Below are 22,999 nucleotides of genomic sequence, written 5' to 3' on the forward strand. Positions count from 1 at the left end.
CTCAGTCCTGCCGGGCGACGGGCGGGGCGGGCGGTCCCGCGAGTGGGGGCGGCACGTCCTCCGGGGACGGCGGCACGTAGGGCTTGATCTCGGGGGCGTCGATGGAGCCGTCCGGCTGGATGGCCGGCAGCTGCGCCTGCGGCTTGGGGAGCAAGGCCTTCGACAGGTCCTGCTTGCCGGCCATGTCGAGACCGTAGATGGCGTTGTAGACGTTGCGCACGGCGGGGCCGGAGGCACCGGAGCCGGTGCCGCCCTGGGAGATCGTCATCACGATCGTGTAATCGTCGGTGAACGTGGCGAACCAGGAGGTGGTCTGCTTGCCGTAGACCTCGGCGGTACCGGTCTTGGCGTGCATCGGGATCTGCTTCTGCGGCCAGCCGCCGAAGCGCCAGGCGGCGGTGCCTCGGGTGGCGACGCCCTCCAGCGCCCCGACCATCTGCCGGCGGGTCTTCTCGTCCATGGGCAGCTTGCCGTGGGCCTTGACCCGGATCTGCCGGACGCTCTTGCCGTCGGCGCTGACGATGGCCTTGCCGATGGTCGGGTTCCACATGGTGCCGCCGTTGGAGATGGCGGCATAGATGGTGGCCATCTGGATGGGGGTGACGAGCGTGTCGCCCTGCCCGATGGAGTAGTTGACGGCGTCACCGGCGCGCAGGAGGTTGCCTTCGAGGCAGTTCTCGTAGTTGAGCAGCTCCACGTAGGTGCCGCCCTTCTTGCCGGTCTTGCACCAGTCGTCCTTGTTGGCCGCCCAGAACCGCTGCTTCCACTGGCGGTCCGGGACGCGGCCGGTCACCTCGCCGGGCAGGTCCACACCGGTCTCGGCGCCGAGGCCGAACTTGTGGGCGGTCTTGAAGAAGATGTCGCCGGGGTGCTTGACGGGCTTGAGCCCGCCGTCTTTCAGCCACTGCTGGTGGGCGAGGCCGTAGAAGACGGTGTCGCAGGAGACTTCGAGGGCCTTGCCGAGGGTGATCGAACCGTGGCCCTGGGACTCGAAGTTCCGAAAGACCTGGCCGCCGATGGAGTACGAGCTGGGGCAGGGGTAGCTGCCGTCGAACTTGTACCCGGCGTTGACGGCGGCGGTGGTCGGGATGACCTTGAAGATGGAGCCGGGGGCGGCCTGGCCCTGGATCGCCCGGTTCATCAGCGGGACGTTGGACTCCTTGGCGGTGAGCTTGGCGTAGTCCTTGCCGGAGATCCCGCCGACCCAGATGTTCGGGTCGTAGGTCGGGTTGGAAGCCATGGCCACGACGCGGCCCGTCTTGGATTCCAGGACGACGATGGCTCCGGCGTCGGCCTTGTAGGGGACGCCGGTGTTGCGGTCGATCTGCTTGCGCGCCTCGACCATCGCGGCGTTCAGCTCGTACTCGGCGACCGCCTGGACCCGGGCGTCGATGCTGGTGACGACGTGGGCGCCGGGGACGGCCGGGTCGTTCTTCGCCTCGCCGATCACCCGGCCGAGGTTGTCGACCTCGTAGCGGGTGACGCCGGACTTGCCGCGCAGCTCCTTGTCGTACGTGCGCTCCAGGCCGAAGCGGCCGACCTGGTCGGAGCGCAGGAACGGCGAGTTGGTGTTCTTGGCCTTCTGGATCTCGTCGTCGGTGACCGGGGAGAGGTAGCCGAGCACCTGGCCGGTGTTGGCGCCGCCGGGCGCCGGGTAGCGGCGTACGGCGGTGGGTTCGGCGGTGACGGCGGGGAAGTCCTCGGGGCGTTCGCGGATCTGGAGGGCCTGCTGGGTGGTGGCCACCAGGGTGACCGGGATCGGCTGGTAGGGGGAACCGTTCCAGCACGGCTGGGGGGTCTTGGAGTCGCAGAGCCGGACCTTGTCCATGACGTCCCGCGGCTTCATGTCCAGTACGCCGGCGAGCCGGGTGAGGACGCCTTTGCCCTTGTCCTTCATCTTCATCAGCTCGGTGCGGCTGGCGGAGACGACCAGGCGCGTCTCGTTGTCGGCGAGCGGCACACCGCGGTCGTCCAGGATCGAGCCGCGCACGGCGGGCTGGACGACCTGCTGGACGTGGTTGTTCTTGGCCTCGTCGGCGTACTCGGCGCCGTTGCGGATCTGGAGGTACCACAGGCGTCCGCCGAGTGTGAACAGCAGCGAGAAGACGAGTACCTGGATGATGACGAGCCGGATCTGCACCCGGGGGGTGCGGCCGGTCTCCGGGATGTTGGTCACGTCCGCTCCCCCCTCACAGTTTCCTGACGCTCTTCACACCTTTGACGCCCTTTATGCGACCGGCCCTGTTGGCGCGGCCGCGTGCCGTCTTGAGCCGCAGTCCGCCGCGCTGGCTGCCGATCCGCAGGCCCGTTCCGCCGGCCAGCCAGCCCGAGGAGACGGCCTTGCCCTGGGGCGGTCCGCCGCCCGCTTCGACGGCCATCGGGTCGTTGTCGGCACGGCGGGCGAGGGCCATGACGAGCGGCACGGTGAAGGGCGCGAGGAGCAGGTCGTACAGCGTGGCGGTGAACAGCAGTTCGGTGAGGCCCACGTGCCGGGCGGCGGTGTCGCCGACGAGGGCGCCGACGCCCGCGTACAGCAGGGTGGAGCCGATCGCGGCGGCGACGACGGTCGTCAGCGGCCCCCACGCGGAGCGGAACCGCCCGTTGTCGGGGCGGACCAGGCCGACGAGGTATCCGACGATGCACAGGACGAGGGCGTACCGTCCGGCGGCGTGGTCGGCGGGCGGAGCGAGGTCCGCGAGGAGGCCCGCGCCGAAGCCGACGAAGGCGCCGCTGAGGTGTCCGTAGACCAGGGCGAGGGCGACGACGGTGAGCAGCAGCAGGTCGGGGACGGCTCCGGGGAGTTGCAGCCGGCCGAGGACGGTCACCTGGATGACGAGGGCGACCACGATCAGGGTGGCCGAGAGCAGGATCCGGTTGAAGCGCATGTGCGGTCAGCTCCTACTCGTCGGCCGGCTTGGCGGGGGCACTGGCGGACGCCGACGGGGTCACGGTGACGGTGACGGTCGGGGTGGGCTTCACTTCCGGCTTGGGCGGCAGGACGGTGTCGCGCGGGTCCTCGCGCGGCGGCATCACCACGACGCCGACGATGTCCAGGCGCGAGAAGCCGACGAACGGACGCACCCACACGGTGCGGGTCAGGTCACCGCGCGAGGGGTCGACCTTGACCACCTCGCCGAGCGGGACGCCCGGCACGAAGGGCTTGTTGCCGCGCGAGCCGAAGGTGACGAGCCGGTCGCCGGGGGCGATCTTGGCCTTGCCGTTCAGCATCTGGACCGACAGGGCGCGGTCGCCCTGGCCGGTGGCGAAGCCGAGTTCGCCGGTCTTCTCCAGGCGGGTGCCGACGGTGAAGTCGGGGTCGTTGGCGAGGACCACGGTGGCGGTGTCGGGGCCGACGGTCGCGACGCGGCCGACGAGGCCTTCGCCGTTGAGGACGGTCATGTCGCGTTCGATGCCGTCCTTGCTGCCGGCGTCGATGGTGACGGTCCAGGAGAAGCCCTGGGCCGCTCCTATTCCGATGACTTCGGCGCCCTTGATGCCGTACTGTCCGGCGCCCGCCCGCTTGAGCATCTCGTCGAGTTCGTGGATCCGGCTGCGGGTCTGGTCCGCGCTGCCCAGCTTCGCCTTGAGCGCGGTGTTCTCGCGTTCGAGCGTCTTGATCCTGTTGTGGCGCTCGTCGGAGTCCCGTACGGCGCCTATGGCGTGGGCGACGGGGTCGACGGCGGTCGCCACGCCCTTCTCCACGGGGCCGAAGACCGCCGCTGCGGCCTGCCGGGCGCCGTCGACCGGTGACTCCTCGCCCGCCCTGATGTCCACCGTGATCAAAGCGAACGCGATGGCGATCAGAAGCACCAGGAGCAGCCGGCTCTCTCGTGTGTCCCTCACGTGCGGCGGCGTGCCTTCCTCGTAGGTATTCGCGGTGCCGGAGCCGCTCCGACGGAGCCGGGGCTCGCACCGGACTGTGCCTGTATATCAACGATCCGCCGCACAGGCGCGGTAGCACCCGTACGGCGGATCCTTGTGTTCCACATGCCCCCTTACGGGGGTTCGGGTCAACGCCGGGGCTGGGCGTCCAGGACCTGCTGGAGTGCTTCGAACTCCTCGACGCACTTGCCGGAGCCGAGGGCCACGGAGTCGAGGGGGTCCTCGGCGATGTGGATCGGCATGCCCGTCTCGCGGCGCAGCCGCTCGTCGAGTCCGCGCAGCAGGGCGCCGCCGCCGGTGAGGACGATGCCGCGGTCCATGATGTCGCCGGAGAGTTCCGGCGGGCACTTGTCGAGGGTGGTCTTCACCGCGTCCACGATGGCGTTGACCGGTTCCTCGATGGCCTTGCGGACCTCGGCGGCGGAGATGACGACCGTCTTCGGCAGGCCGGAGACGAGGTCGCGGCCCCGGATCTCGGTGTGCTCGTCCTTGTCGAGGTCGTACGCCGACCCGATGGTGATCTTGATCTGCTCGGCGGTGCGTTCGCCGAGGAGGAGCGAGTACTCCTTCTTGATGTGCTGGATGATCGCGTTGTCCAGCTCGTCGCCGGCCACCCGGATGGACTGTGCCGTGACGATTCCGCCGAGGGAGATGACGGCGACCTCGGTGGTGCCGCCGCCGATGTCCACGACCATGTTGCCGGTGGCCTCGTGGACGGGCAGGCCCGAGCCGATGGCGGCGGCCATCGGCTCCTCGATGATGTGTACCTGGCGGGCGCCGGCCTGGGTGGACGCCTCGATCACGGCGCGGCGCTCCACTCCGGTGATACCGGAGGGGACGCAGACCACGACGCGCGGGCGGGCCAGGTAGCGGCGCTTGTGGATCTTGAGGATGAAGTACCGGAGCATGCGCTCGGTGATCTCGAAGTCGGCGATCACGCCGTCCTTGAGGGGCCTTACGGCGACGATGTTGCCGGGCGTCCGGCCGATCATCTTCTTCGCCTCGGAGCCGACCGCCAGGATCCCACCGGTGTTCGTGTTGATGGCGACCACGGACGGCTCGTTCAGGACGATCCCCCGGCCCCTCACGTACACCAGCGTGTTGGCGGTCCCGAGGTCGATCGCCATGTCACGGCCGATGAACGACATGTTGTTCCCCTTGTTCCCCATGAGGAGCGTCTGGCCTTCCAGTTGATAGCGGCTGCTGTCAGGTCGGCGAGGTGGGTGTGTGGGTGGAGGCCCCATCGTAGTGCCGCAGGTACGGACATCGCGCGACGGGACTCCGGCAATCCCGCCGGAACGGATACCCGCCCCCATAGTGGTGACGTCGTGTCCTGCACATGCGTTCCCGCTCACCGCCCGTCATACCGAAGGGCGACCGAAATTACTTCGGTCGCCCCAGGTCATGAGCGCTATTTGGCTGATCGCGCGTCAGGGCGACCGGCGCGGACGAGGCCGCGCCGCGGATTCCGGATCGGCTCAGAGCGCGGGGAAGAAGAGCTTGAGCTCGCGCCCGGCCGACTCCTCGGAATCCGAGGCGTGGATGAGGTTCTCCCGGGTGATGGAGCCGAAGTCGCCCCGGATCGAGCCGGGCGCGGCGGCGATCGGGTCGGTGGGACCCGCCAACTGGCGGACACCCTCGATCACACGTTCGCCTTCGACGACGAGGACGACGACCGGACCGCTCGCCATGAAGCCCATGAGGGGCTCGTAGAAGGGCTTGCCCTTGTGCTCGCCGTAGTGCGTCTCCAGGGTCTCCTGGTCCAGCGTGCGCAGCTCCAGTGCGGGAATGGTCCAGCCGGCCTTCCGCTCGATGCGGCCGATGATCTCGCCGATCAGGCCACGACGGACGGCGTCGGGCTTGAGGATGACGAGCGTGCGCTGGGTCATGTGGTAACTCCTTGCGGCATACGGGTGCGGTCCGACGAGGCTACAGGGGGCCCGGGGCCGCCTTACGCCTCGGCCTGCGCCTCGCTCTGCGCCGCCCAGCGGGCCTTGGCGGCGTCGACCTTGCGGCCGTAGTGCACCGAGCACCACCACAGGCCGGCGAAGACCGCCCCCAGGAAGAACATCGTCGGGACGACGAACCCGCTGAGGACCAGCCCGATCTGGAGGGCCCAGCCGAGCTGGACCGCGCCGGGGCGCGACAGCATCCCGCACAGCAGCACCGACAGCAGCATCGCGATCCCGCACACCGTCCACACGGCCGCCTGGGTCAGGTCCGGGTCCTTCATGGCCACCAGACCCGCGAACCCGATCACGAAGAACTCGCCGATCAGCGTCGAAGCACACAGCGTGCGCATTCCTCAGCCCCTCTTCAGCAGCAGGCGGGCCTCGCCCACCGTGATCACGGACCCGGTCACCAGGACCCCGGCCCCACCGTATTCGGCCTCTTCCTCCGCCAGGGTGACGGCCGCCTCCAGCGCGTCGTCCAGCCGGGGCTCCACCTGCACCCGGTCCGGCCCGAAGACCTCGACCGCGATGGCCGCCAGCTCGTCGGCCGGCATCGCCCGGTGGCTGGAGTTCTGGGTGACGACGACCTCCGCGAAGATCGGCTCGAAGGCCTCGAAGACCCCCTTCACGTCCTTGTCGTCGCTCGCGCCCACCACGCCGATCAGCCGGCTGAACCCGAACGCCTCGGTGACCGCCTCCGCGGTGACCTGCGCCCCCGCCGGGTTGTGCGCGGCGTCCAGGACCACGGTCGGGCTGCGCCGGACGACCTCCATGCGGCCCGGCGAGGTCACCGAGGCGAAGGCCCGGCGGACGGTGTCCGCGTCCAGCTCGCGGGCGTGCTCGCCGCCGACGCCGAAGAACGCCTCGACCGCGGCCAGGGCCACCGCCGCGTTGTGCGCCATGTGGGCGCCGTACAGGGGCAGGAAGATGCCGTCGTACTCGCCGCCCATGCCGCGCAGGGTCAGCATCTGGCCGCCGACCGCCACCTCGCGGGAGACGACGCCGAACTCCATGCCCTCGCGGGCGACGGTCGCATCGGCCTCGACGGCCTTCTTGAGCAGCACCTGCGCCGCGTCCACCGGCTGCTGCGCCAGGATGACGGTGGCGCCCTGCTTGATGACGCCGCCCTTCTCATGGGCGATCTCGGCCGGGGTGGAGCCCAGCCGGTCCGTGTGGTCCAGGCTGATCGGGGTGATCACCGCGACCGCGCCGTCGATCACGTTGGTCGCGTCCCACGAGCCGCCCATGCCGACCTCGACCACCGCCGCGTCGACGGGCGCGTCCGCGAAGGCCGCGTACGCCATCCCGGTGAGCACCTCGAAGAAGGACAGCCGGTACTCCTCGGACGCGTCGACCATCTCCACGTACGGCTTGATGTCGTGGTAGGTCTCGACGAACCGTTCGGCGCTGATCGGCGCCCCGTCCAGGCTGATCCGCTCGGTGATCGACTGCACGTGCGGGCTGGTGTAGCGGCCGGTACGCAGGTCGAAGGCGTTCAGCAGGGCCTCGATCATGCGGGCGGTGCTGGTCTTGCCGTTGGTGCCGGTGATGTGGATGGAGGGGTACGCACGCTGCGGCTCGCCCAGGACGTCCATCAACGCGGCGATGCGCGAGACGGACGGCTCCAGCTTGGTCTCGCCCCAGCGGGTCGACAGCTCCTGCTCCACCTCCTGGAGCGCCTTCGCCACCTCCGGGTCGGCGGGGGCGGCGGGCACCTGCTCGCCCTGCGGCGCTCCGCCGTGTGCGCGCAGGGTGCGGCTCCCGGCCTCGATCACCGCCAGGTCGGGGTCGCGGTCTGACTCTTCGGCGACGATCCGGTCGAACTCGTCGGTCTGGTCGAAGGGCCGGCCGAGGTCGTCGGGGCCGTGGCTGTCGGGCTGCTGCTCACTCACGGGGACCAGTCTACGGACGAGGACCCGGGGGACCTTCGGCCCGGCCGTTTCGGGACCTTCGGCTGCCTCCGCGACCGTTTCGTTATGCAAGCCTTGCGGCAGCAGATAGGGGAACGAATGCCGCAGACCAGCACGGACGCCAGCAGGCAGAAGACGGCCTCCAGCCGTGACATAGGGATCGACCTGGGGACCGCGAACACCCTCGTCTACGCCCGGGGGCACGGGATCGTCCTCAATGAGCCGTCCGTGGTCGCGGTCAAGGCCGGTACGACGACGGCCCTGGCGGTGGGGACGGAAGCCAAGGAGACCATCGGCCGCACGCCGGGCTCCATCACCGCGATCCGCCCGCTGAGGGGCGGGGTGATCTGCGACTACGAGGCCGCCGAGGAGATGATCCGGCACTTCGTGCGCAAGGCGGTCCCCGGCCGCCGGCCGCGCACCCGCATGGTGATCTGCGTGCCGTCGGGCGTCACCCCGGTCGAACGGCGGGCCATCATCCACGCCTCCACCCGCGCCGGGGCCAAGTCCGTACACCTGATCGAGGAACCGATGGCGGCGGCGATCGGTGCGGGGCTGCCCGTGTCGGAGCCGCGGGGCTCGATGGTGGTGGACATCGGCGGCGGCACCTCGGAGGTGGCCGTCATCTCGCTGGGCGGCATCGTCACCTCGCAGTCGCTGCGCGTCGGCGGCGACCGGATGGACGCCGCCATCACCGACCACGTGCGCAAGGAGCACGCGCTGCTCATCGGCGAGCGCACCGCCGAGGACGTCAAGGTCGCCATCGGCTCGGCCTGGCCGGTCCCGGGCCTGCCCGAGCTGGAGAGCCGCGCGTACACCGTGCGCGGCCGGGAGAAGGCCGGCGGCATGCCGAGGACGCTGGAGCTGACGGCGCTCGATGTGCGGGCCGCCCTCGACGAGCCGGTCGAGGCGGTCATCGCCGCCGTGCGCACCACCTTGGAGGAATGCCCGCCGGAGCTGTCCGGCGACGTGATGGAGCGCGGCATCGTCCTGACGGGCGGCGGGGCGCTGCTGCCGGGCCTGGACCTGCGCATCGCCTCCGCGACCGGTATCCCGGTGTTCGTGGCGGACGCGCCGCTGGACTGCGTGGCCCTCGGTTCGGGCCGCTGCGTGGAGGACATGGACACCCTCGCCGGGCTGCTGGCCCCGGCGAAGGCGTAGGCCCCGCCGGGGCGTTCAGCCGCGCGGCAGGGTCGCTTCGACGACGTACGCGTCCTCGGTACGGGTCGCCGCGAGGGTTCCGCCCAGGCTGTGGACGCGCTCGGCCATGCTCGCCGTACCGGAGCCGGCCGAGACGGGGGCGCGGGCCGGGTTGCGGTCGGCGAGGCCGTTGGTGACCCGGATGCGCAGGCACCGGCCGTCCGCGGTGACCGACACCTCGACGGTCTCCCCGCGGGCGTGCTTGGCGGCGTTGGTCAGGCACTCCTGCACCACCCGGTAGACCGCCGCCTGCCGCAGCGGCGACAGCTCCCGCGCCTGAGGGTCCATCACCAGTCGTACGGGCGAGCCCGCCTGCCCGCTCTCCCGCGCGAGCGCCTCGAGCCCGTCCACGCCCGGGGTCGCGGCCCGCTCCCCGCGCTGCGCGATGATGTCGTTCAGCACCAGGTGCGCCCGGCGCGCCGTGTCGGCGAGCTCCTCGAAGTCCTTCGCGTAGGCGCTCTCGCGGGCCCGCACCGCCAGCACCTCCGAGCGCACCGTCAGCAAGGTCAGCTCCCGCCCGACGAAGTCGTGGACGTCGCGGGCGACGGAGGTCCGCTCGTCCTGGACGGCCTGGAGGACGGCGGACTCGGCGCGGCGGGTGTCGAGTTCCCGCACGAGGTCGTGCCGGTAGGCGGCGATGCCGACCGCGGAGGCGAGCACCCCGATCGGGACGACCAGGCTGAGGAAGGCGCTGAGGGTCTGCGCCCTCGGTTCGGGCCAGCCCGGCAGGCTGAACACGGCGAGCGCGAAGGCCACGTACCCGACGGTGGCGAGGATCCCGGCCCGGCGGCCCCGGTAGCGGCCGACGGAATACAGGGCGAACTGGATCAGCGTCAGCTCGTGCAGCCAGCCGATGAACAGCAGAGCGGTGAGGTATGCGGCCCAGGGCTGCCGCCGCCGCACCAGCAGGCTCGCGCAGCCGGCGGTGAGGACGACGGCCGCCGCCGGACCGCCAGGGGAATGGTCGGCTGCGGCGAGTCCCGGCAGGTCCAGTGCCATCAGGGCGAGGCAGCTCAGCGCCGTCAGGACGTCCAGCGCACGCGGCGACCCGGCCCAGCCCGCGGTGAACCGGCGGCCGGCGGCCACGACCCGGTGGAGTGCCGAGGCGACGGGCTTGACGTGCATGCCCTCCATCATGCGCGGTCGCCGTCGGCGATCGGACCGGGGGTGAGGGGCGCCGGGGTGATATCCGGCACTCGGCACGGGGGACGGCATACGGCGAAGGCGCCTGCACCGACCGACGGTGTGGGCGCCTTCGCGCGTCGCCTACGGGAAGCCGCTACGCCTGCGGCAGCCCGGCCAGCTGGGCCTGGATCCGGGCGATGTCCGCCTCGGCCTTGGCGAGCCGGCCCTTGATCTTGTCCACGACGTTGTCGGGGGCCTTGGCCAGGAAGGCCTCGTTCCCGAGCTTCGCCTGCGCCTGCTGCTTCTCCTTCTCGGCGGCGCCGAGGTCCTTGGTCAGGCGCTTGCGCTCGGCGTCCACGTCGATGGTGCCCGACAGGTCGAGCGCGACCCTGGCGCCGGCGACGGGGAGCGTCGCGGTGGCGTTGAAGTCGTCGCCCTCCGGCTGCAGGCGCAGCATCTGGCGGATGGCGCCTTCGTGCGCGGCCAGCGAGGTACCGGCGAGGTCCAGGCGCGCCGGGACCTTCTGCCCCGGCTGGAGCCCCTGGTCCGCGCGGAAGCGGCGGACCTCGGTGACCACGGCCTGGAGGTTCTCGATCTCGGCCTCGGCCGCCTCGTCGCGGAACCCGCTGTCCGTGGGCCACTCGGCGATCACGAGGGACTCGCGGCCGGTGAGGGTGGTCCACAGCGTCTCGGTGACGAAGGGGACCACCGGGTGCAGCAGGCGCAGCGTGACGTCGAGGACCTCGCCCAGGACGCGACCGGAGACCCTGGCGCCCTCGCCGCCCGCGAAGAACGTCGTCTTCGACAGCTCGACGTACCAGTCGAAGACCTCGTCCCACGCGAAGTGGTAGAGCGCCTCGCTGAGCTTCGAGAACTGGTAGTCCTCGTAGTACGCGTCGACCTGCGCGACGGTCTTGTTGAGGCGGGACAGGATCCAGCGGTCCGTCGCCGACATCTCCTCGGGGGTCGGCAGCTCGCCCTCGATGGTGGCGCCGTTCATCAGCGCGAAGCGCGTGGCGTTCCAGATCTTGTTGGCGAAGTTCCGGGACGCCTGGACCCAGTCCTCGCCGATCGGGACGTCGACACCCGGGTTGGCGCCGCGCGCCAGGGTGAAGCGGACGGCGTCGGAACCGTACTTGTCCATCCAGTCCAGCGGGTTGACGGCGTTGCCGAAGGACTTCGACATCTTCTTGCCGAACTGGTCGCGGACCATGCCGTGCAGGGCGATGGTGTGGAACGGCGGGGTGCCGTCCATCGCGTACAGGCCGAACATCATCATCCGGGCGACCCAGAAGAAGAGGATGTCGTAGCCGGTGACCAGGACGGAGTTCGGGTAGAACTTCGCCAGGCTCTCGGTCTGCCGAGGCCAGCCGAGGGTCGAGAAGGGCCACAGGCCGGAGGAGAACCAGGTGTCGAGGACGTCGGTGTCCTGGGTCCAGCCTTCGCCGGCGGGCGGCTGCTCGTCGGGACCGACGCAGACGACCTCGCCGTTCGGGCCGTACCAGACCGGGATCCGGTGGCCCCACCACAGCTGGCGCGAGATGCACCAGTCGTGCAGGTTGTCGACCCAGTCGAAGTAGCGCTTCTCCATCTCCTGCGGGTGGATCTTGACCTTGCCGTCGCGGACCGCGTCACCGGCGGCCTTCGCGAGCGGGCCGACCTTGACCCACCACTGCATCGACAGGCGCGGCTCGATGGTGGTCTTGCAGCGCGAGCAGTGGCCGACGGAGTGGCTGTACGGACGCTTCTCGGCGACGATCCGCCCGTCGGCGCGGAGCGCGGCGACGATGGCGGAGCGGGCCTCCAGCCGGTCCAGGCCCTGGAAGGGGCCGTGGACGGTGATGACCGCGTGCTCGTCCATGACGGCGAGGTTCGGCAGGCCGTGGCGCTGGCCGATCTCGAAGTCGTTCGGGTCGTGCGCCGGGGTCACCTTGACGGCGCCGGTGCCGAACTCCGGGTCGACGTGCTCGTCGGCGACGACCGGGATGCGGCGGCCGGTGAGCGGCAGCTCGATCTCCGTGCCGACCAGGTGCGCGTAGCGCTCGTCGTCCGGGTGGACGGCGACCGCGGTGTCACCGAGCATCGTCTCGGCGCGGGTCGTGGCGACCACGATGGACGCGTCGCCGTCGCCGTACCGGATGGAGACGAGTTCGCCGTCGTCGTCCTGGTACTCGACCTCGATGTCGGAGATCGCGGTCAGGCAGCGCGGGCACCAGTTGATGATGCGCTCGGCCCGGTAGATCAGCTCGTCGTCGTAGAGCTTCTTGAAGATGGTCTGGACGGCCTCGGAGAGGCCCTCGTCCATCGTGAACCGTTCACGGGACCAGTCGACGCCGTCACCGAGACGGCGCATCTGGCCCGAGATCTGGCCGCCGGACTCGCCCTTCCACTGCCAGACGCGCTCGACGAAGGCCTCCCGGCCGAGGTCGTGGCGGGACTTGCCCTCCTTGGCGAGCTCGCGCTCGACGACGTTCTGGGTGGCGATGCCGGCGTGGTCCATGCCGGGCTGCCACAGCGTCTCGTAGCCCTGCATGCGCTTGCGGCGGGTGAGGGCGTCGATCAGCGTGTGCTCGAAGGCGTGGCCCAGGTGGAGGCTTCCGGTGACGTTGGGCGGCGGGATGACGATGGTGTACGGAGGCTTCTCGCTCTTCTCGTCCGCCTCGAAGTACCCACGCTCTACCCAGCGCTCGTAGAGCTTCCCCTCTACCTCGGCCGGCGCGTACTGGGTCGGCAGTTCGGAGTTGGGGCTGCTGGGTGTCTGCGTGTTCTCGGTCACGCACCACAGGATACGGGCGGCCCCACCCCGGTTACGAATCCGTTCCGCCCTCCGGCTCGCCTTGACCGGGGCATGACCGATCGGTCTGACTGTGCGCATGAACGAGATCACCGGGCAGCCCGCCGCGGCGCCTCCGGTACATCCCTACGCGTCCGCCCCCAACGTCCCGCCGAAGAAGCGCGTGCTCGTGAAGGTCGGGGTGGCGCTGGGGGCCGTCGTGGGCGTGGTCGCCGGAAGGGCGGCCGTGACCGCGGTCCTCGACGGCGGCCCGTCCGACGCCGGACGGTACCGGCTGACGCCGCCCGCCTCCTTCCAGGGCCTGACGCTCCAGGACTCCGGGCCGCGCGTGGACGCGATCAAGCTGGGCCAGAGCCCGCGGAAGCCGGGCACCGAGCCGGTCGCCGTGGTCTACGCCGACGCGTCGGGCACCGCGCGGCTGGTGGTCAGCGGGGCGGCCGGCCGGTTCGCCGACAGGGATCCGGGCTCGGTACTGGTCCGCGGCCTCCACGAGATGGGGACGGTGGACGCGGTCACGGAGCCGGCCGGGACGCCGGAGGGCGCCGCCATGTCGTGCGGCACGGTCCACGTCGATGCCGGTGAGCTCCCGGTGTGCATGTGGGCGGACCACAGCTCGCTGGTGACGGTGACCGTCCCGGTGGAGAACGAGCCGGTGACGCTCGCCGCGCTCGCGGAACGGACCCGGGCGCTGCGGGGCGTCATGGAGGTCCGGGCGTCGTAGTTCGGTAACGCATGGGGCCCCGGAGCCCGGACCTGCGGGGACTTCGGCCAAGATATGACCAACATAAGAAGTTCCTAAAGGGGGACGCGGGTCATGAGTTACAACCAGCCGGGACCGTACGGTCAGCAGCCGCAGCAGCCGGGACCGTACGGCCAGCAGCCGGGCCCCTACGGCGGACAGCCCGCCCCCCAGCCCGGCTACGGCTACCCGCAGCAGCCCCCGCCGCCTGGCTACCCCCAGCAGCCGGGCTACCCCCAGCAGCCCCCGGCACCGCCGTACGGCTACCAGCAGGCGGCCCCGTACGGCGGGATGCCCCCGCAGCAGCCGCCGAAGAAGTCCAAGGCGGGCGCGGTGATCGCGGTGGTGGTCATCCTCGGCGTGATCGCCGGCGCCGGCTGGTACTTCACCAAGGGCGGCGGCGCCTCGGGCGCGGTGGCGGCGGACACGAAGGGCTACAAGCTGACCTTCCCGGCGTCGGTGGACGCGTACGTGAAGAACCCGGACGCGCTCGGCACCTCGAACGGCGACAAACCCCTGACAGCGGAACAGAAGACCAAGGCGGAGTCCATCGGCGTCAAGGACGCGCACCAGGCGGCCCAGCAGTACCTCAACGGCGTCAAGGGCAAGGCCAAGCAGATGACCGCGAGCGGCTTCTGGGGCCAGATCGACGATCCGGAGCGGGCTCTCGACGCCTACTTCGGCACCATCGGCGCGCCCAACCCGGAGACCGACAAGCTCGGCCTGAAATACGAAAAGGTCGGTTCCCCCAAGGCGTTCACGCCGGACGGGTTCAAGGGCGCGATCATGAAGTGCGTCGACGTCAAGATGACGACGTCGAAGCCCACCAAGCCCGGGGAGCCCAGCGCACTCGTGGTCCCCACCTGCGCGTGGAGCGACCACTCCGCCCTGGTCGCGGTGAACCACATGGACCAGACCACGATCCTGACCGGCGGCAGCCAGGGCACCCAGGACGAGGTCTCCAAGCTGGCGGCCAAGCTCTACAACACCTCGCGCACCAAGGTCTGACCCGGCCCCAGCGCGAAGGGGCGCCCCGGTTCTCCGGGGCGCCCCTTCGCGTATGTCCGTTGCGGCTAGGCCGACTTCTCCTGCGGGCCCTGGTCCTTCGGGACGATGCGGGGGACCAGCGTCGGGTTGACGTTGGAGCGGACCACATCGGCGGTGATGACCACGCGGGCCACGTCCTTGCGGGACGGGACCTCGTACATCACCGACATCAGGACCTCTTCCATGATGGCACGCAGGCCGCGCGCGCCCGTCTGGCGCAGGATCGCCTGGTCCGCGATGGCCTCCAGCGCCTCGCGCTCGAAGTCCAGCTCGACGCCGTCGAGTTCGAACAGCCGCTGGTACTGCTTCACCAGCGCGTTGCGCGGCTCGATGAGGATCTGGAGCAGCGCCTCCCGGTCCAGGTTGTGGACCGAGGTGATCACGGGGAGGCGGCCGATGAACTCGGGGATCATCCCGAACTTCACCAGGTCCTCCGGCATGACCTCCTGGAACTGGTTGCTCGCCTCGATCTCCCGCTTCGAGCGGATGGTCGCCGCGAAGCCGATGCCCTTGGCGCCCGCACGCGACTCGATGATCTTCTCCAGGCCGGCGAAGGCGCCGCCCACGATGAAGAGCACGTTCGTCGTGTCGATCTGGATGAACTCCTGGTGCGGGTGCTTGCGGCCGCCCTGCGGCGGAACCGAGGCCGTCGTGCCCTCCAGGATCTTGAGGAGCGCCTGCTGGACGCCCTCGCCGCTCACATCACGCGTGATCGACGGGTTCTCGCTCTTGCGGGCGACCTTGTCGATCTCGTCGATGTAGATGATCCCGGTCTCGGCCTTCTTGACGTCGTAGTCGGCCGCCTGGATCAGCTTGAGCAGGATGTTCTCGACGTCCTCGCCGACGTACCCGGCCTCCGTCAGCGCCGTCGCGTCGGCGATGGCGAACGGGACGTTGAGCATGCGGGCCAGTGTCTGGGCCAACAGGGTCTTGCCGGAGCCGGTGGGGCCGAGCAGCAGGATGTTGGACTTCGCGAGTTCGATCGCGTCGTCCCGGCCCTGCGCGCCGCCGTTCTCGCCGGCCTGGACCCGCTTGTAGTGGTTGTAGACCGCTACGGAGAGCGCCTTCTTCGCCGGCTCCTGGCCGACGACGTAGCTCTCCAGGAACTCGTAGATCTCGCGCGGCTTGGGGAGTTCCTCCCACCGGACCTCGGAAGTCTCCGCGAGTTCCTCTTCGATGATCTCGTTGCAGAGGTCGATGCACTCGTCGCAGATGTAGACACCGGGTCCTGCAATGAGCTTCTTCACCTGCTTCTGGCTCTTTCCGCAGAACGAGCACTTGAGCAGATCGCCGCCGTCACCGATGCGTGCCACGAGGTGCTTCCCCTTCGCCTGGGAGACGCCTGGTTCAGCGCTCCTGGTGCCTCATATCCGACGGTACCTTGCCGGGGGCCCCGAACGGGGCCCCCTTGACGTGGTTCACATCGCCGAAATGCGACGGGGTGGCCACGCCAACTGGCGGCAAGGATCAGACCGCGGTGCTCTTGCGGGTGGAGACGACCTGGTCGATCAGGCCGTACGCCAGTGCGTCCTCGGCAGTGAGGATCTTGTCGCGCTCGATGTCGTCGCGGATCTTCTCGATCGGCGTGGTCGAGTGCTTGGCCAGCATCGTCTCCAGCTGGTCGCGCATGCGCAGGATCTCGTTGGCCGCGATCTCCAGGTCGGAGAGCTGCTCGCGGCCGGTGCCGCCGGACGGCTGGTGGATCAGGACACGGGCGTTCGGCAGGGCCAGACGCTTGCCGGGGGTACCCGCGGCGAGCAGCACGGCGGCGGCGGAGGCCGCCTGGCCCATGCAGACCGTCGAGATGTCCGGCTTCACGAACTGCATCGTGTCGTAGATCGCCGTCAGCGCGGTGAAGGAGCCGCCGGGGCTGTTGATGTAGATGGAGATGTCGCGGTCGGGGTCCATCGACTCCAGGCACAGCAGCTGCGCCATGACGTCGTTGGCGGACGCGTCGTCAATCTGCACGCCGAGGAAGATGATGCGCTCCTCGAAGAGCTTCGCGTACGGGTCGTACTCGCGCACACCCTGCGAGGTGCGCTCGACGAAGCGCGGGATCACGTACCGGTTGTCCACCTGAGCGCCGGTGTAGAGGCCGCTCGCGGGAGAGAGGTTGTTCATGTGCATCTGGGTGTTCACCATCCTGGTGGCGTTCTGCGGGCTGAGGCTTGCCTGGTGCGGTGCCGGGATCAGGCCCCGGTGCCGCCACCGCCGGGGACCAGGGACGCGGCGGAGATGATCTCGTCGATGAGGCCGTACTCCTTGGCCTCCTCCGCCGTGAACCAGCGGTCGCGGTCGCCGTCGCGGATGATGGCCTCCACGGTCTGGCCGGAGTGGTGAGCGGTGATCTCGGCCATCCGCTGCTTGGTGCGCAGCAGGTACTGGGCCTGGATCTTGATGTCAGAAGCGGTGCCGCCGATGCCGGCGGAGCCCTGGTGCATCAGGATGTCGGTGTTCGGGAGCGCGAAGCGCTTGCCGGCCGTACCGCCGGTGAGCAGGAACTGGCCCATGGAGGCCGCCATGCCCATGCCGATGGTGACGATGTCGTTCTTGATGTACTGCATGGTGTCGTAGACCGCCATGCCGGCCGTCACCGAGCCGCCGGGGCTGTTGATGTACAGGTAGATGTCCTTCTCCGGCTCGGCGGCCAGGAGCAGGAGCTGCGCGGTGATCTTGTTGGCGATGTCGTCGTCGACCTGCTGGCCGAGGAAGATGATGCGCTCGCTGAGCAGCCGGTTGTAGACATGGTCGCCGAGGCCACCACCGATGGACGGCTCACCCGCGGCGTAAGGCTTCAGATTCGTCACGTATCCACCTGCTCGTCTCCGACGGCCACATGCCGTCTCAGCGTCTCGTTCTGGGGCGCGGACCAGCCGGTGCGGACGATGTCCGCCGGCGTCGGGTAATCCCGTGCCCTCGTATTCATGGACCCTAACGCGCAGGTCGGACAACGCCATCCCGCTTCCCGAACTGTTCGCTCGGAGCGCAAGGTCCGGAGCCCTTTCCCACCGTACGGCGAAGGGCCCGGACGCAGCCGCGTCCGGGCCCTTCGGGGCACTGCCGGGTGGGCGGGGCGCGAGGCCCGCCCGGGGGTGTTACTTGGCCTCGTCGCCCTCGGTCTCGGCGTCGGCCTCCACGGCCGCCTCGACCGTCTCGGCGGCCGTCTCGACCTCGTCCTCGTCGTCGGAGAGGTCGACGACCTCACCGTTGGTGTCGAGGACCTTGGCGGCCTCGACGACGACCGCGAGGGCCTTGCCGCGGGCGACCTCGCCGACCAGCATCGGGACCTGGCCGCCCTCGACGACCGCCTGGGCGAACTGGTCGGGGGACATGCCGGAGGACTGCGCGCGGCGCATGAGGTGCTCGGTGAGCTCCTCCTGGTTGACGCCCAGCTTCTCCTTGTTGACCAGGGCGTCCAGCAGGAACTGGGTCTTGATGCCCTTGACGGCCTGCTCGGCGGTCTCGGCGTCGAACTCCTCGGCCGTCTTGCCCTGGATCTCCAGGAACTTCTCCAGGTTCAGGCCCATCTGGCCGAGCTGGTGGTGCTCCAGGTTGTGCTTGCGGGTCTGGACCTCGTCCGCGAGCAGCTTCTCGGGGACGGGGATCTCCGCGAGCTCCAGGAACTTCTCCAGGACGCGCTCCTGGGCCTGGGTGGCCTGGTCGTACTGCTTCATGTTCTCGAGGCGCTTGCGGCTGTCCGCCTTGAGCTCTTCGAGGGTGTCGAACTCGCTCGCCATCTGCGCGAACTCGTCGTCCAGCTCCGGCAGCTCGCGAGCGGAGACCTTGGTGACCTTGACGGTGACCTCGGCGTCCTTGCCCTCGGCGGAGCCGCCCTTGAGCTGGGAGGTGAAGGTGGCCTCGCCACCGGCCTCCAGGCCCTTGACGGCCTCGTCGATGCCGTCGAGGAGCTCGCCCGAGCCGATGGTGTAGGAGACGTCCTGGGCGACACCGTCCTCCAGCACCTCGCCCTCGACCTTGGCCTCCAGGTCGATGGTGACGACGTCGCCGTCCTGGGCGGCGCGCTCGACGTCCTTGGTGGACGCGAAACGGCCGCGCAGCTGCTCGACCGACTTCTCGACGTCCTCGTCGGTGACCTCGACGGCGTCCACGGTGACCTCGATGCCGGAGTAGTCCGGGATCTCGATCTCGGGGCGGACGTCCACCTCGGCGGTGAAGGCCAGCAGCTCGCCGTCCTTCAGCTCCGTGATGTCGACCTCGGGCTGGCCCAGCGGGTTCAGGTCGGCCTCGTTGACGGCCTCGGTGTAGAACTTCGGGAGGGCGTCGTTGACGGCCTCCTCCAGCACCGCACCGCGGCCGAAGCGCTGGTCGATGACGCGGGCCGGGATCTTGCCCTTGCGGAAGCCCTTCACCGTGACCTGCTGGTTGATCTTCTTGTAGGCCGCGTCGAGGCTGTCCTTGAGCTCCTCGAAGGGCACCTCAACAGTGAGCCGAACCCGAGTCGGGTTCAGGGTCTCCACGGCGCTCTTCACGGTTCGGTCTCCTTGTGGCTGACTGCTGGGGGTTCTGCCGTCACGCTGCGATTCAGCGGTTCAGCGGATTCGGCCCGGCATCAGACACACGGGCACGCAGCTTGCATAGTAACCGCAAGCGGCAATCAGCCCACAACGCGATCACCGGGGCGATCACCGGCGGGCGTGCCCGGGGACACTGCGTGTGGAGAAGGTGCTACTGGTCGGGGTGGCCGGATTCGAACCGACGACCTTCCGCTCCCAAAGCGGACGCGCTACCAAGCTGCGCCACACCCCGTCGGTGCGACACGTAGGGTACATGCCCGAAGACGGTCCGACACGCCGGTTTCCCACGGACCTCGCCCCGCGCCCGCCCCTCCTGCGGAGTCGACCACGACGCCGGAACGAAATGCGGTGTGCGATCCCCCCGCCCGACCCGCTAGTATTCTGTCCGTGCCGCGGTCCCCGGACCTGCGGCGCAGGCGTTGCGGGTGTAGCTCAATGGTAGAGCCCTAGTCTTCCAAACTAGCTACGCGGGTTCGATTCCCGTCACCCGCTCTCTACAGTTCAGGGCCAGGCCAGAGGACATTTCCTCCGCCTGGCCCTGAGTCGTTCCCGGGGGCTGTGATCAGCCGTCCCCCGCGTGCCCCTTGCGCTCGTCCGTGTCTTTCCTGCCCCTCTCCACGAGCCCGCTCAGTGCGTCGGCGATCAGCCGGTCCCGGTCCGCACTGGCGTGCTGGTAGATCAGCGCGGGCGGTGCTGTGGCCCATCCGCGCCATCAGCTCCCGCGTGCTGGCTCCCGTGAACGCGGCCAGGGTGTTGCCCGTGTGCCGAAGATCATGGAAATGAAGCCCCTTGATCCCAGCCTCGCGACACGCCTTGTGCCATAGCCGGTCAAGGCACCCGCCGCGCACGCGCGGCGCGCGCGGCCCGTCACCCGGGCCTGCGCTCCTGTCTCCGCCCCGCTCCAGCCCGGCCGCCGTCCGCGCGCTAATGGCTAAGGACTTGATGGGAGCCCGGCCTGATCGGTGAACCGTCCCTCAAGGCGATGCCTCCGGCGGGGGCGCTCTGACTCTGGGATGCGGGGGCACGTCGGGCGGCCGCGGCTGCGCCGTGGTTTGGGGTGGGGGCTGTCATCCGGTCTGCCATCGTCCCAGGGCAAGCCGTAGCGGGGCAGTCGTCAGGGGCCCAGGTCGTTCGTCCAGCGGGGCGCTCCACCTGGGCCCCTGACGACTGCCCCGCTACCACTCCGTGTGGGACGACGGCAGACGGGATGACAGCAGGACCTGCTGCGGCTGACGCCGCCTGCACCGTGAGGCCCGGAAGGTTCAGAAGACCCACTTCACGTGGATGGACTGATGCGTGAGACGAGTTCCTGAACTTTCGCTTCGAGGACCGCATCGTCCTGATCGTCCACCCACCGAACGGCAGCCGTCGGTAGGTCTGGACTTGCCACTTCCCTAAGCCGCCGAGAGACATCCTGCGGCAGAGGTCGGTTCGTGACCAGAAGAAGACCGTCGATCGGAGCCCTCCGAGAGTTACGGGCTCCTGCAGCAGCATGAATGACGCTGCGGAGCGTAGAGGTTTGCAAGACGGTTCGACCTGCCTTGACCTGCACCCCAATCAGGGCAGTTGGTGTCTGCACGAGTACGTCGATACCAAGGTCACCAGCACCACCAACACGATGCGATTCGGGATAGACCCTCGCAAGGCGATCGGCTACCTCTCGCTCGTAGACAGCCGCGGAGACCTGTGCCACCAAGGGGTCATCAGTGGATCTCGGATCAATGGCACTCAAAACCTGTAGAGCTTGCCGTGCATCCTGCGGCGTGTCCTGCTCGATGCTGGCGACAATCGGATGCCTACGACGTGCCATCAGCAGCTCATAGTCCTGGTAGCGAGCGCGAGTGAGCGATGACCCGTTGATGGCCATGATCAGGAGAACGGCACCGACTAGAAGAAGCGCGACAGAACCGGCTTGGTTGCTGGTAATGAAGACGGCCACCACCCCGGCACCAACCAAGACGCAAAAGCTAGTTAACTAGGTTAGAGCTAGTGGACTAGATTTTCTACATGCCTGAGCAGCCGCCTTATCTCCGCATCGCCGACGTACTGCGACAGCGGGTCGCGGATCATGAGTGGACACCTGGCGACCGGCTCCCCTCACGAGCCCAGATCGCCCAGGAGTGCGGTGTCGGCGAGAACGTGGTCCGCCGGGCGCAGGAACTGCTGATTTCGCAAGGTGTGCTGGAAGGCCGCGCGGGCTCGGGTACGTACGTCGCGGAGTCTCGTCAGCGCGTCCGGGTGGTGCGCTCCTCGGCCCGCGAGCAGCTCAGCGGCTCCCCGTTCCGCGCGGACATGCAGGCCCTGGGCAAGCAGGGGAACTGGGAGAGCCGGACCGAGGCGAAGGTGCCCGCGCCGGCCGGGATCGCGGCGCGGCTCGGGATCGCCGAGGGCGAGCTGTGCGTGCGTACGGTCTACGAGTTCCTTGCTGATGGTCGACCGGTGCAGCTGTCGACGAGTTGGGAGCCGTACGAACTCACCGCGGGCACGCTCGTCGTCCTGCCGGAGGGCGGACCGCATGCCGGCGTTGGCGTCGTGAACCGGATGGCCGCGATCGGGATTACCGTCAGCCATGCTGTGGAGCAGCCGGAACCGCGGCAGGCGACAGCCGAGGAGGCGTCGCTCCTCGGGATCCAGAAGGCCGCTCTGGTGACCCACATCCGGCGGACGTACTACAGCGACCAGGGGCAGCCCGTGGAGACCGCGGACATCGTCATCCCCGCCGCAGTGTGCGAGATCGTCTACGAGATCCCTGTGGGCCGCTAGCGCGGCCGACGCAAGGGCCGGTCACAGGGAACGGCTCTGCTGCGAAAGATCGGTGATCCTCAAGCTCTACTCCTGCGCCCAATCTGCCGAGATACGGTGCCGGCATGGACGACAGCGCAAACGGGGGCAGATTGAGCCCCGAGGAGTTTCAGCAGATGAACGCGCTCCTCCGCAGGTTCTGCACCCACGAGTTGGACCAGTGGGAGAACATCCAAACGGAGACGCCTTACGGCCCGGTCTACGTGACGTTCAGCCGCCAGCGCCTCCCTGGCTTCGAGGCCCAGACGTTCCACCCGTTCTAACCCGCCTCATGTGTCGAATGTGGCGTTGTGCCATGCAGTGCCCCCGCTGCAACCGCCATGCGCCTGTTGCCCGCCGCACTTCTTCGACACCGTGTGCCGGGGGCCCATGGGGGCCAGCGAGGGGGCGTGGATGGCTAAGCGTCGACGGCCGCAGCCGAGGGACAGCCGAGGAAGGTTCACGAAGACCGGCATACCTCTGTGGGCTGGTGTCTTAGTGGTGATCTTGCTGGTCTGGTCCTTCGCCCGTTAGACGTGTGCGCGAAGGGTGGCTGCGGTGGCCCAGTCAGCGTGCCCCTGGCGTGCCCGGTCCAGCGAAAACCAGCGGGGACTTGCGGGGAACCGGGGTGAGGAGTCCACCTTCCCGCAGGTCAGCAAGGTGCCAGCTCAGCAGCCATCCACATACGCGATCTTCCAAACTAGCTACGCGGGTTCGATTCCCGTCACCCGCTCTGAAGACTCAAGGGCCAGGTCAGAGGATGTTTCCTCCGCCTGGCCCTTGGTCGTTCCCGGGGCGGGTTCGCCCCCCGGGTCAGAGCTTGATGCCGGCGATGGTGTCCGCCAGGGAGTTCAGGAAGCGGTTGACGTCCGGGGCGATGGAGCTGGATGCCAGGAAGAAGCCGAAGAGGACCGCGACGATCGCGGGGCCGGCCTTGATGTGGCTGCCGCGGATCAGCACCACCAAAATGATCGCCAACAGAACCACCACTGACAGCGAAATGGCCACTACTGATCACACCTTCGGTCGTCCCC

General features: G+C 69.2%; 20 protein-coding genes and 2 tRNA genes. 6 read left to right on the forward strand and 16 right to left on the reverse strand.

Going from position 1 to position 22,999, the window contains the following annotated elements:
• Nucleotide 1: 1 nt before the first annotated feature.
• The 7 genes from mrdA to folC all read right to left on the reverse strand — a co-directional run bounded on the left by mrdA (nt 2) and on the right by folC (nt 7,726).
• Nucleotides 2-2,176, reverse strand: coding sequence for a penicillin-binding protein 2 (mrdA, locus tag IE207_RS03405; protein WP_190182457.1), 2,175 nt, complete (start codon nt 2,174-2,176; stop codon nt 2-4).
• A gap of 13 nt (nt 2,177-2,189) precedes the next feature.
• Nucleotides 2,190-2,885, reverse strand: coding sequence for a rod shape-determining protein MreD (gene mreD / locus IE207_RS03410; RefSeq protein WP_190182458.1), 696 nt, complete (start codon nt 2,883-2,885; stop codon nt 2,190-2,192).
• Between the two features lie 13 nt (nt 2,886-2,898).
• Complete coding sequence (gene mreC, locus IE207_RS03415) at nt 2,899-3,843, reverse strand: rod shape-determining protein MreC (protein WP_190182459.1); 945 nt, start codon at nt 3,841-3,843, stop codon at nt 2,899-2,901.
• Nucleotides 3,844-4,010: 167 nt separating this feature from the next.
• Nucleotides 4,011-5,030, reverse strand: a complete 1,020-nt coding sequence (locus tag IE207_RS03420; protein ID WP_008738981.1) for a rod shape-determining protein — start codon at nt 5,028-5,030, stop codon at nt 4,011-4,013.
• Between the two features lie 330 nt (nt 5,031-5,360).
• On the reverse strand, nt 5,361-5,771 hold the full coding sequence (gene ndk, locus IE207_RS03425) for a nucleoside-diphosphate kinase (RefSeq protein ID WP_190182460.1): 411 nt from the start codon (nt 5,769-5,771) through the stop codon (nt 5,361-5,363).
• 62 nt (nt 5,772-5,833) lie between these two features.
• Nucleotides 5,834-6,184: a DUF4233 domain-containing protein gene (locus IE207_RS03430; protein WP_190182461.1), complete on the reverse strand. Its 351-nt coding sequence runs from the start codon at nt 6,182-6,184 to the stop codon at nt 5,834-5,836.
• Between the two features lie 3 nt (nt 6,185-6,187).
• Complete coding sequence (gene folC, locus IE207_RS03435; RefSeq protein ID WP_373304660.1) at nt 6,188-7,726, reverse strand: bifunctional tetrahydrofolate synthase/dihydrofolate synthase; 1,539 nt, start codon at nt 7,724-7,726, stop codon at nt 6,188-6,190.
• A gap of 117 nt (nt 7,727-7,843) precedes the next feature.
• Here folC and IE207_RS03440 point away from each other — a divergent pair, with 117 nt between their 5' ends.
• Nucleotides 7,844-8,905: a rod shape-determining protein gene (locus IE207_RS03440; protein WP_190182462.1), complete on the forward strand. Its 1,062-nt coding sequence runs from the start codon at nt 7,844-7,846 to the stop codon at nt 8,903-8,905.
• Nucleotides 8,906-8,920: 15 nt separating this feature from the next.
• Here the strand turns inward: IE207_RS03440 and IE207_RS03445 are convergent, their stop codons facing one another.
• Nucleotides 8,921-10,069, reverse strand: coding sequence for a sensor histidine kinase (locus IE207_RS03445; protein ID WP_190182463.1), 1,149 nt, complete (start codon nt 10,067-10,069; stop codon nt 8,921-8,923).
• A 154-nt stretch (nt 10,070-10,223) separates the two neighbouring features.
• A complete protein-coding gene (locus IE207_RS03450) occupies nt 10,224-12,845 on the reverse strand; it encodes a valine--tRNA ligase (protein ID WP_190182464.1) in 2,622 nt (873 codons plus the stop codon).
• 97 nt (nt 12,846-12,942) lie between these two features.
• Between IE207_RS03450 and IE207_RS03455 the strand changes: the two genes are divergently transcribed.
• Nucleotides 12,943-13,584: a hypothetical protein gene (locus tag IE207_RS03455; RefSeq protein ID WP_190182465.1), complete on the forward strand. Its 642-nt coding sequence runs from the start codon at nt 12,943-12,945 to the stop codon at nt 13,582-13,584.
• 93 nt (nt 13,585-13,677) lie between these two features.
• Nucleotides 13,678-14,610 carry a hypothetical protein gene (locus IE207_RS03460; protein ID WP_190182466.1) on the forward strand — a complete coding sequence of 311 codons (933 nt, stop codon included), beginning with the start codon at nt 13,678-13,680 and terminating at the stop codon, nt 14,608-14,610.
• Nucleotides 14,611-14,675: 65 nt separating this feature from the next.
• Here IE207_RS03460 and clpX read toward each other — a convergent pair whose 3' ends face one another.
• From clpX to IE207_RS03485, 5 genes are all read right to left on the reverse strand, one after another.
• A complete protein-coding gene (gene clpX / locus IE207_RS03465; RefSeq protein WP_008738998.1) occupies nt 14,676-15,962 on the reverse strand; it encodes an ATP-dependent Clp protease ATP-binding subunit ClpX in 1,287 nt (428 codons plus the stop codon).
• A gap of 154 nt (nt 15,963-16,116) precedes the next feature.
• Nucleotides 16,117-16,791: an ATP-dependent Clp protease proteolytic subunit gene (locus IE207_RS03470; RefSeq protein ID WP_308433546.1), complete on the reverse strand. Its 675-nt coding sequence runs from the start codon at nt 16,789-16,791 to the stop codon at nt 16,117-16,119.
• A 47-nt stretch (nt 16,792-16,838) separates the two neighbouring features.
• Nucleotides 16,839-17,456: an ATP-dependent Clp protease proteolytic subunit gene (locus tag IE207_RS03475; RefSeq protein ID WP_136216948.1), complete on the reverse strand. Its 618-nt coding sequence runs from the start codon at nt 17,454-17,456 to the stop codon at nt 16,839-16,841.
• A gap of 288 nt (nt 17,457-17,744) precedes the next feature.
• On the reverse strand, nt 17,745-19,139 hold the full coding sequence (gene tig, locus IE207_RS03480; protein ID WP_190182467.1) for a trigger factor: 1,395 nt from the start codon (nt 19,137-19,139) through the stop codon (nt 17,745-17,747).
• A 200-nt stretch (nt 19,140-19,339) separates the two neighbouring features.
• Nucleotides 19,340-19,416, reverse strand: a tRNA-Pro gene (locus IE207_RS03485).
• 189 nt (nt 19,417-19,605) lie between these two features.
• Between IE207_RS03485 and IE207_RS03490 the strand changes: the two genes are divergently transcribed.
• Nucleotides 19,606-19,676, forward strand: a tRNA-Gly gene (locus IE207_RS03490).
• A gap of 784 nt (nt 19,677-20,460) precedes the next feature.
• On the opposite strand, the gene IE207_RS03495 is transcribed toward IE207_RS03490, so the two are convergent.
• Nucleotides 20,461-21,123: a hypothetical protein gene (locus tag IE207_RS03495; protein ID WP_190182468.1), complete on the reverse strand. Its 663-nt coding sequence runs from the start codon at nt 21,121-21,123 to the stop codon at nt 20,461-20,463.
• A gap of 68 nt (nt 21,124-21,191) precedes the next feature.
• On the opposite strand from IE207_RS03495, the gene IE207_RS03500 reads away from it, so the two are divergent.
• Both IE207_RS03500 and IE207_RS03505 read left to right on the forward strand, forming a co-directional pair.
• Entirely contained in the window at nt 21,192-21,947 is a 756-nt protein-coding gene (locus tag IE207_RS03500; RefSeq protein ID WP_190182469.1) for a GntR family transcriptional regulator, read from the forward strand.
• A 104-nt stretch (nt 21,948-22,051) separates the two neighbouring features.
• Nucleotides 22,052-22,249: a hypothetical protein gene (locus IE207_RS03505; RefSeq protein ID WP_190182470.1), complete on the forward strand. Its 198-nt coding sequence runs from the start codon at nt 22,052-22,054 to the stop codon at nt 22,247-22,249.
• Between the two features lie 529 nt (nt 22,250-22,778).
• Here the strand turns inward: IE207_RS03505 and IE207_RS03510 are convergent.
• The gene (locus IE207_RS03510) at nt 22,779-22,973 is read right to left on the reverse strand and encodes a hypothetical protein (protein ID WP_136216973.1); all 195 of its coding nucleotides are present in this window, start codon (nt 22,971-22,973) and stop codon (nt 22,779-22,781) included.
• Nucleotides 22,974-22,999: the final 26 nt, after the last annotated feature.

The organism is Streptomyces cirratus (genome assembly GCF_014650775.1).
Classification (GTDB): Bacteria; Actinomycetota; Actinomycetes; order Streptomycetales; family Streptomycetaceae; genus Streptomyces; species Streptomyces cirratus.

Bases quoted from the DNA above. Each gene is read 5' to 3' on its own strand.
- mreD (WP_190182458.1), bottom strand. From the start codon at position 2,885: ATGCGCTTCAACCGGATCCTGCTCTCGGCCACCCTGATCGTGGTCGCC.
- IE207_RS03420 (WP_008738981.1), bottom strand. From the start codon at position 5,030: ATGTCGTTCATCGGCCGTGACATGGCGATCGACCTCGGGACCGCCAAC.
- ndk (WP_190182460.1), bottom strand. From the start codon at position 5,771: ATGACCCAGCGCACGCTCGTCATCCTCAAGCCCGACGCCGTCCGTCGT.
- IE207_RS03430 (WP_190182461.1), bottom strand. From the start codon at position 6,184: ATGCGCACGCTGTGTGCTTCGACGCTGATCGGCGAGTTCTTCGTGATC.
- IE207_RS03440 (WP_190182462.1), top strand. From the start codon at position 7,844: ATGCCGCAGACCAGCACGGACGCCAGCAGGCAGAAGACGGCCTCCAGC.
- IE207_RS03445 (WP_190182463.1), bottom strand. From the start codon at position 10,069: ATGCACGTCAAGCCCGTCGCCTCGGCACTCCACCGGGTCGTGGCCGCC.
- IE207_RS03455 (WP_190182465.1), top strand. From the start codon at position 12,943: ATGAACGAGATCACCGGGCAGCCCGCCGCGGCGCCTCCGGTACATCCC.
- IE207_RS03460 (WP_190182466.1), top strand. From the start codon at position 13,678: ATGAGTTACAACCAGCCGGGACCGTACGGTCAGCAGCCGCAGCAGCCG.
- IE207_RS03470 (WP_308433546.1), bottom strand. From the start codon at position 16,791: ATGGTGAACACCCAGATGCACATGAACAACCTCTCTCCCGCGAGCGGC.
- IE207_RS03500 (WP_190182469.1), top strand. From the start codon at position 21,192: ATGCCTGAGCAGCCGCCTTATCTCCGCATCGCCGACGTACTGCGACAG.
- IE207_RS03505 (WP_190182470.1), top strand. From the start codon at position 22,052: ATGGACGACAGCGCAAACGGGGGCAGATTGAGCCCCGAGGAGTTTCAG.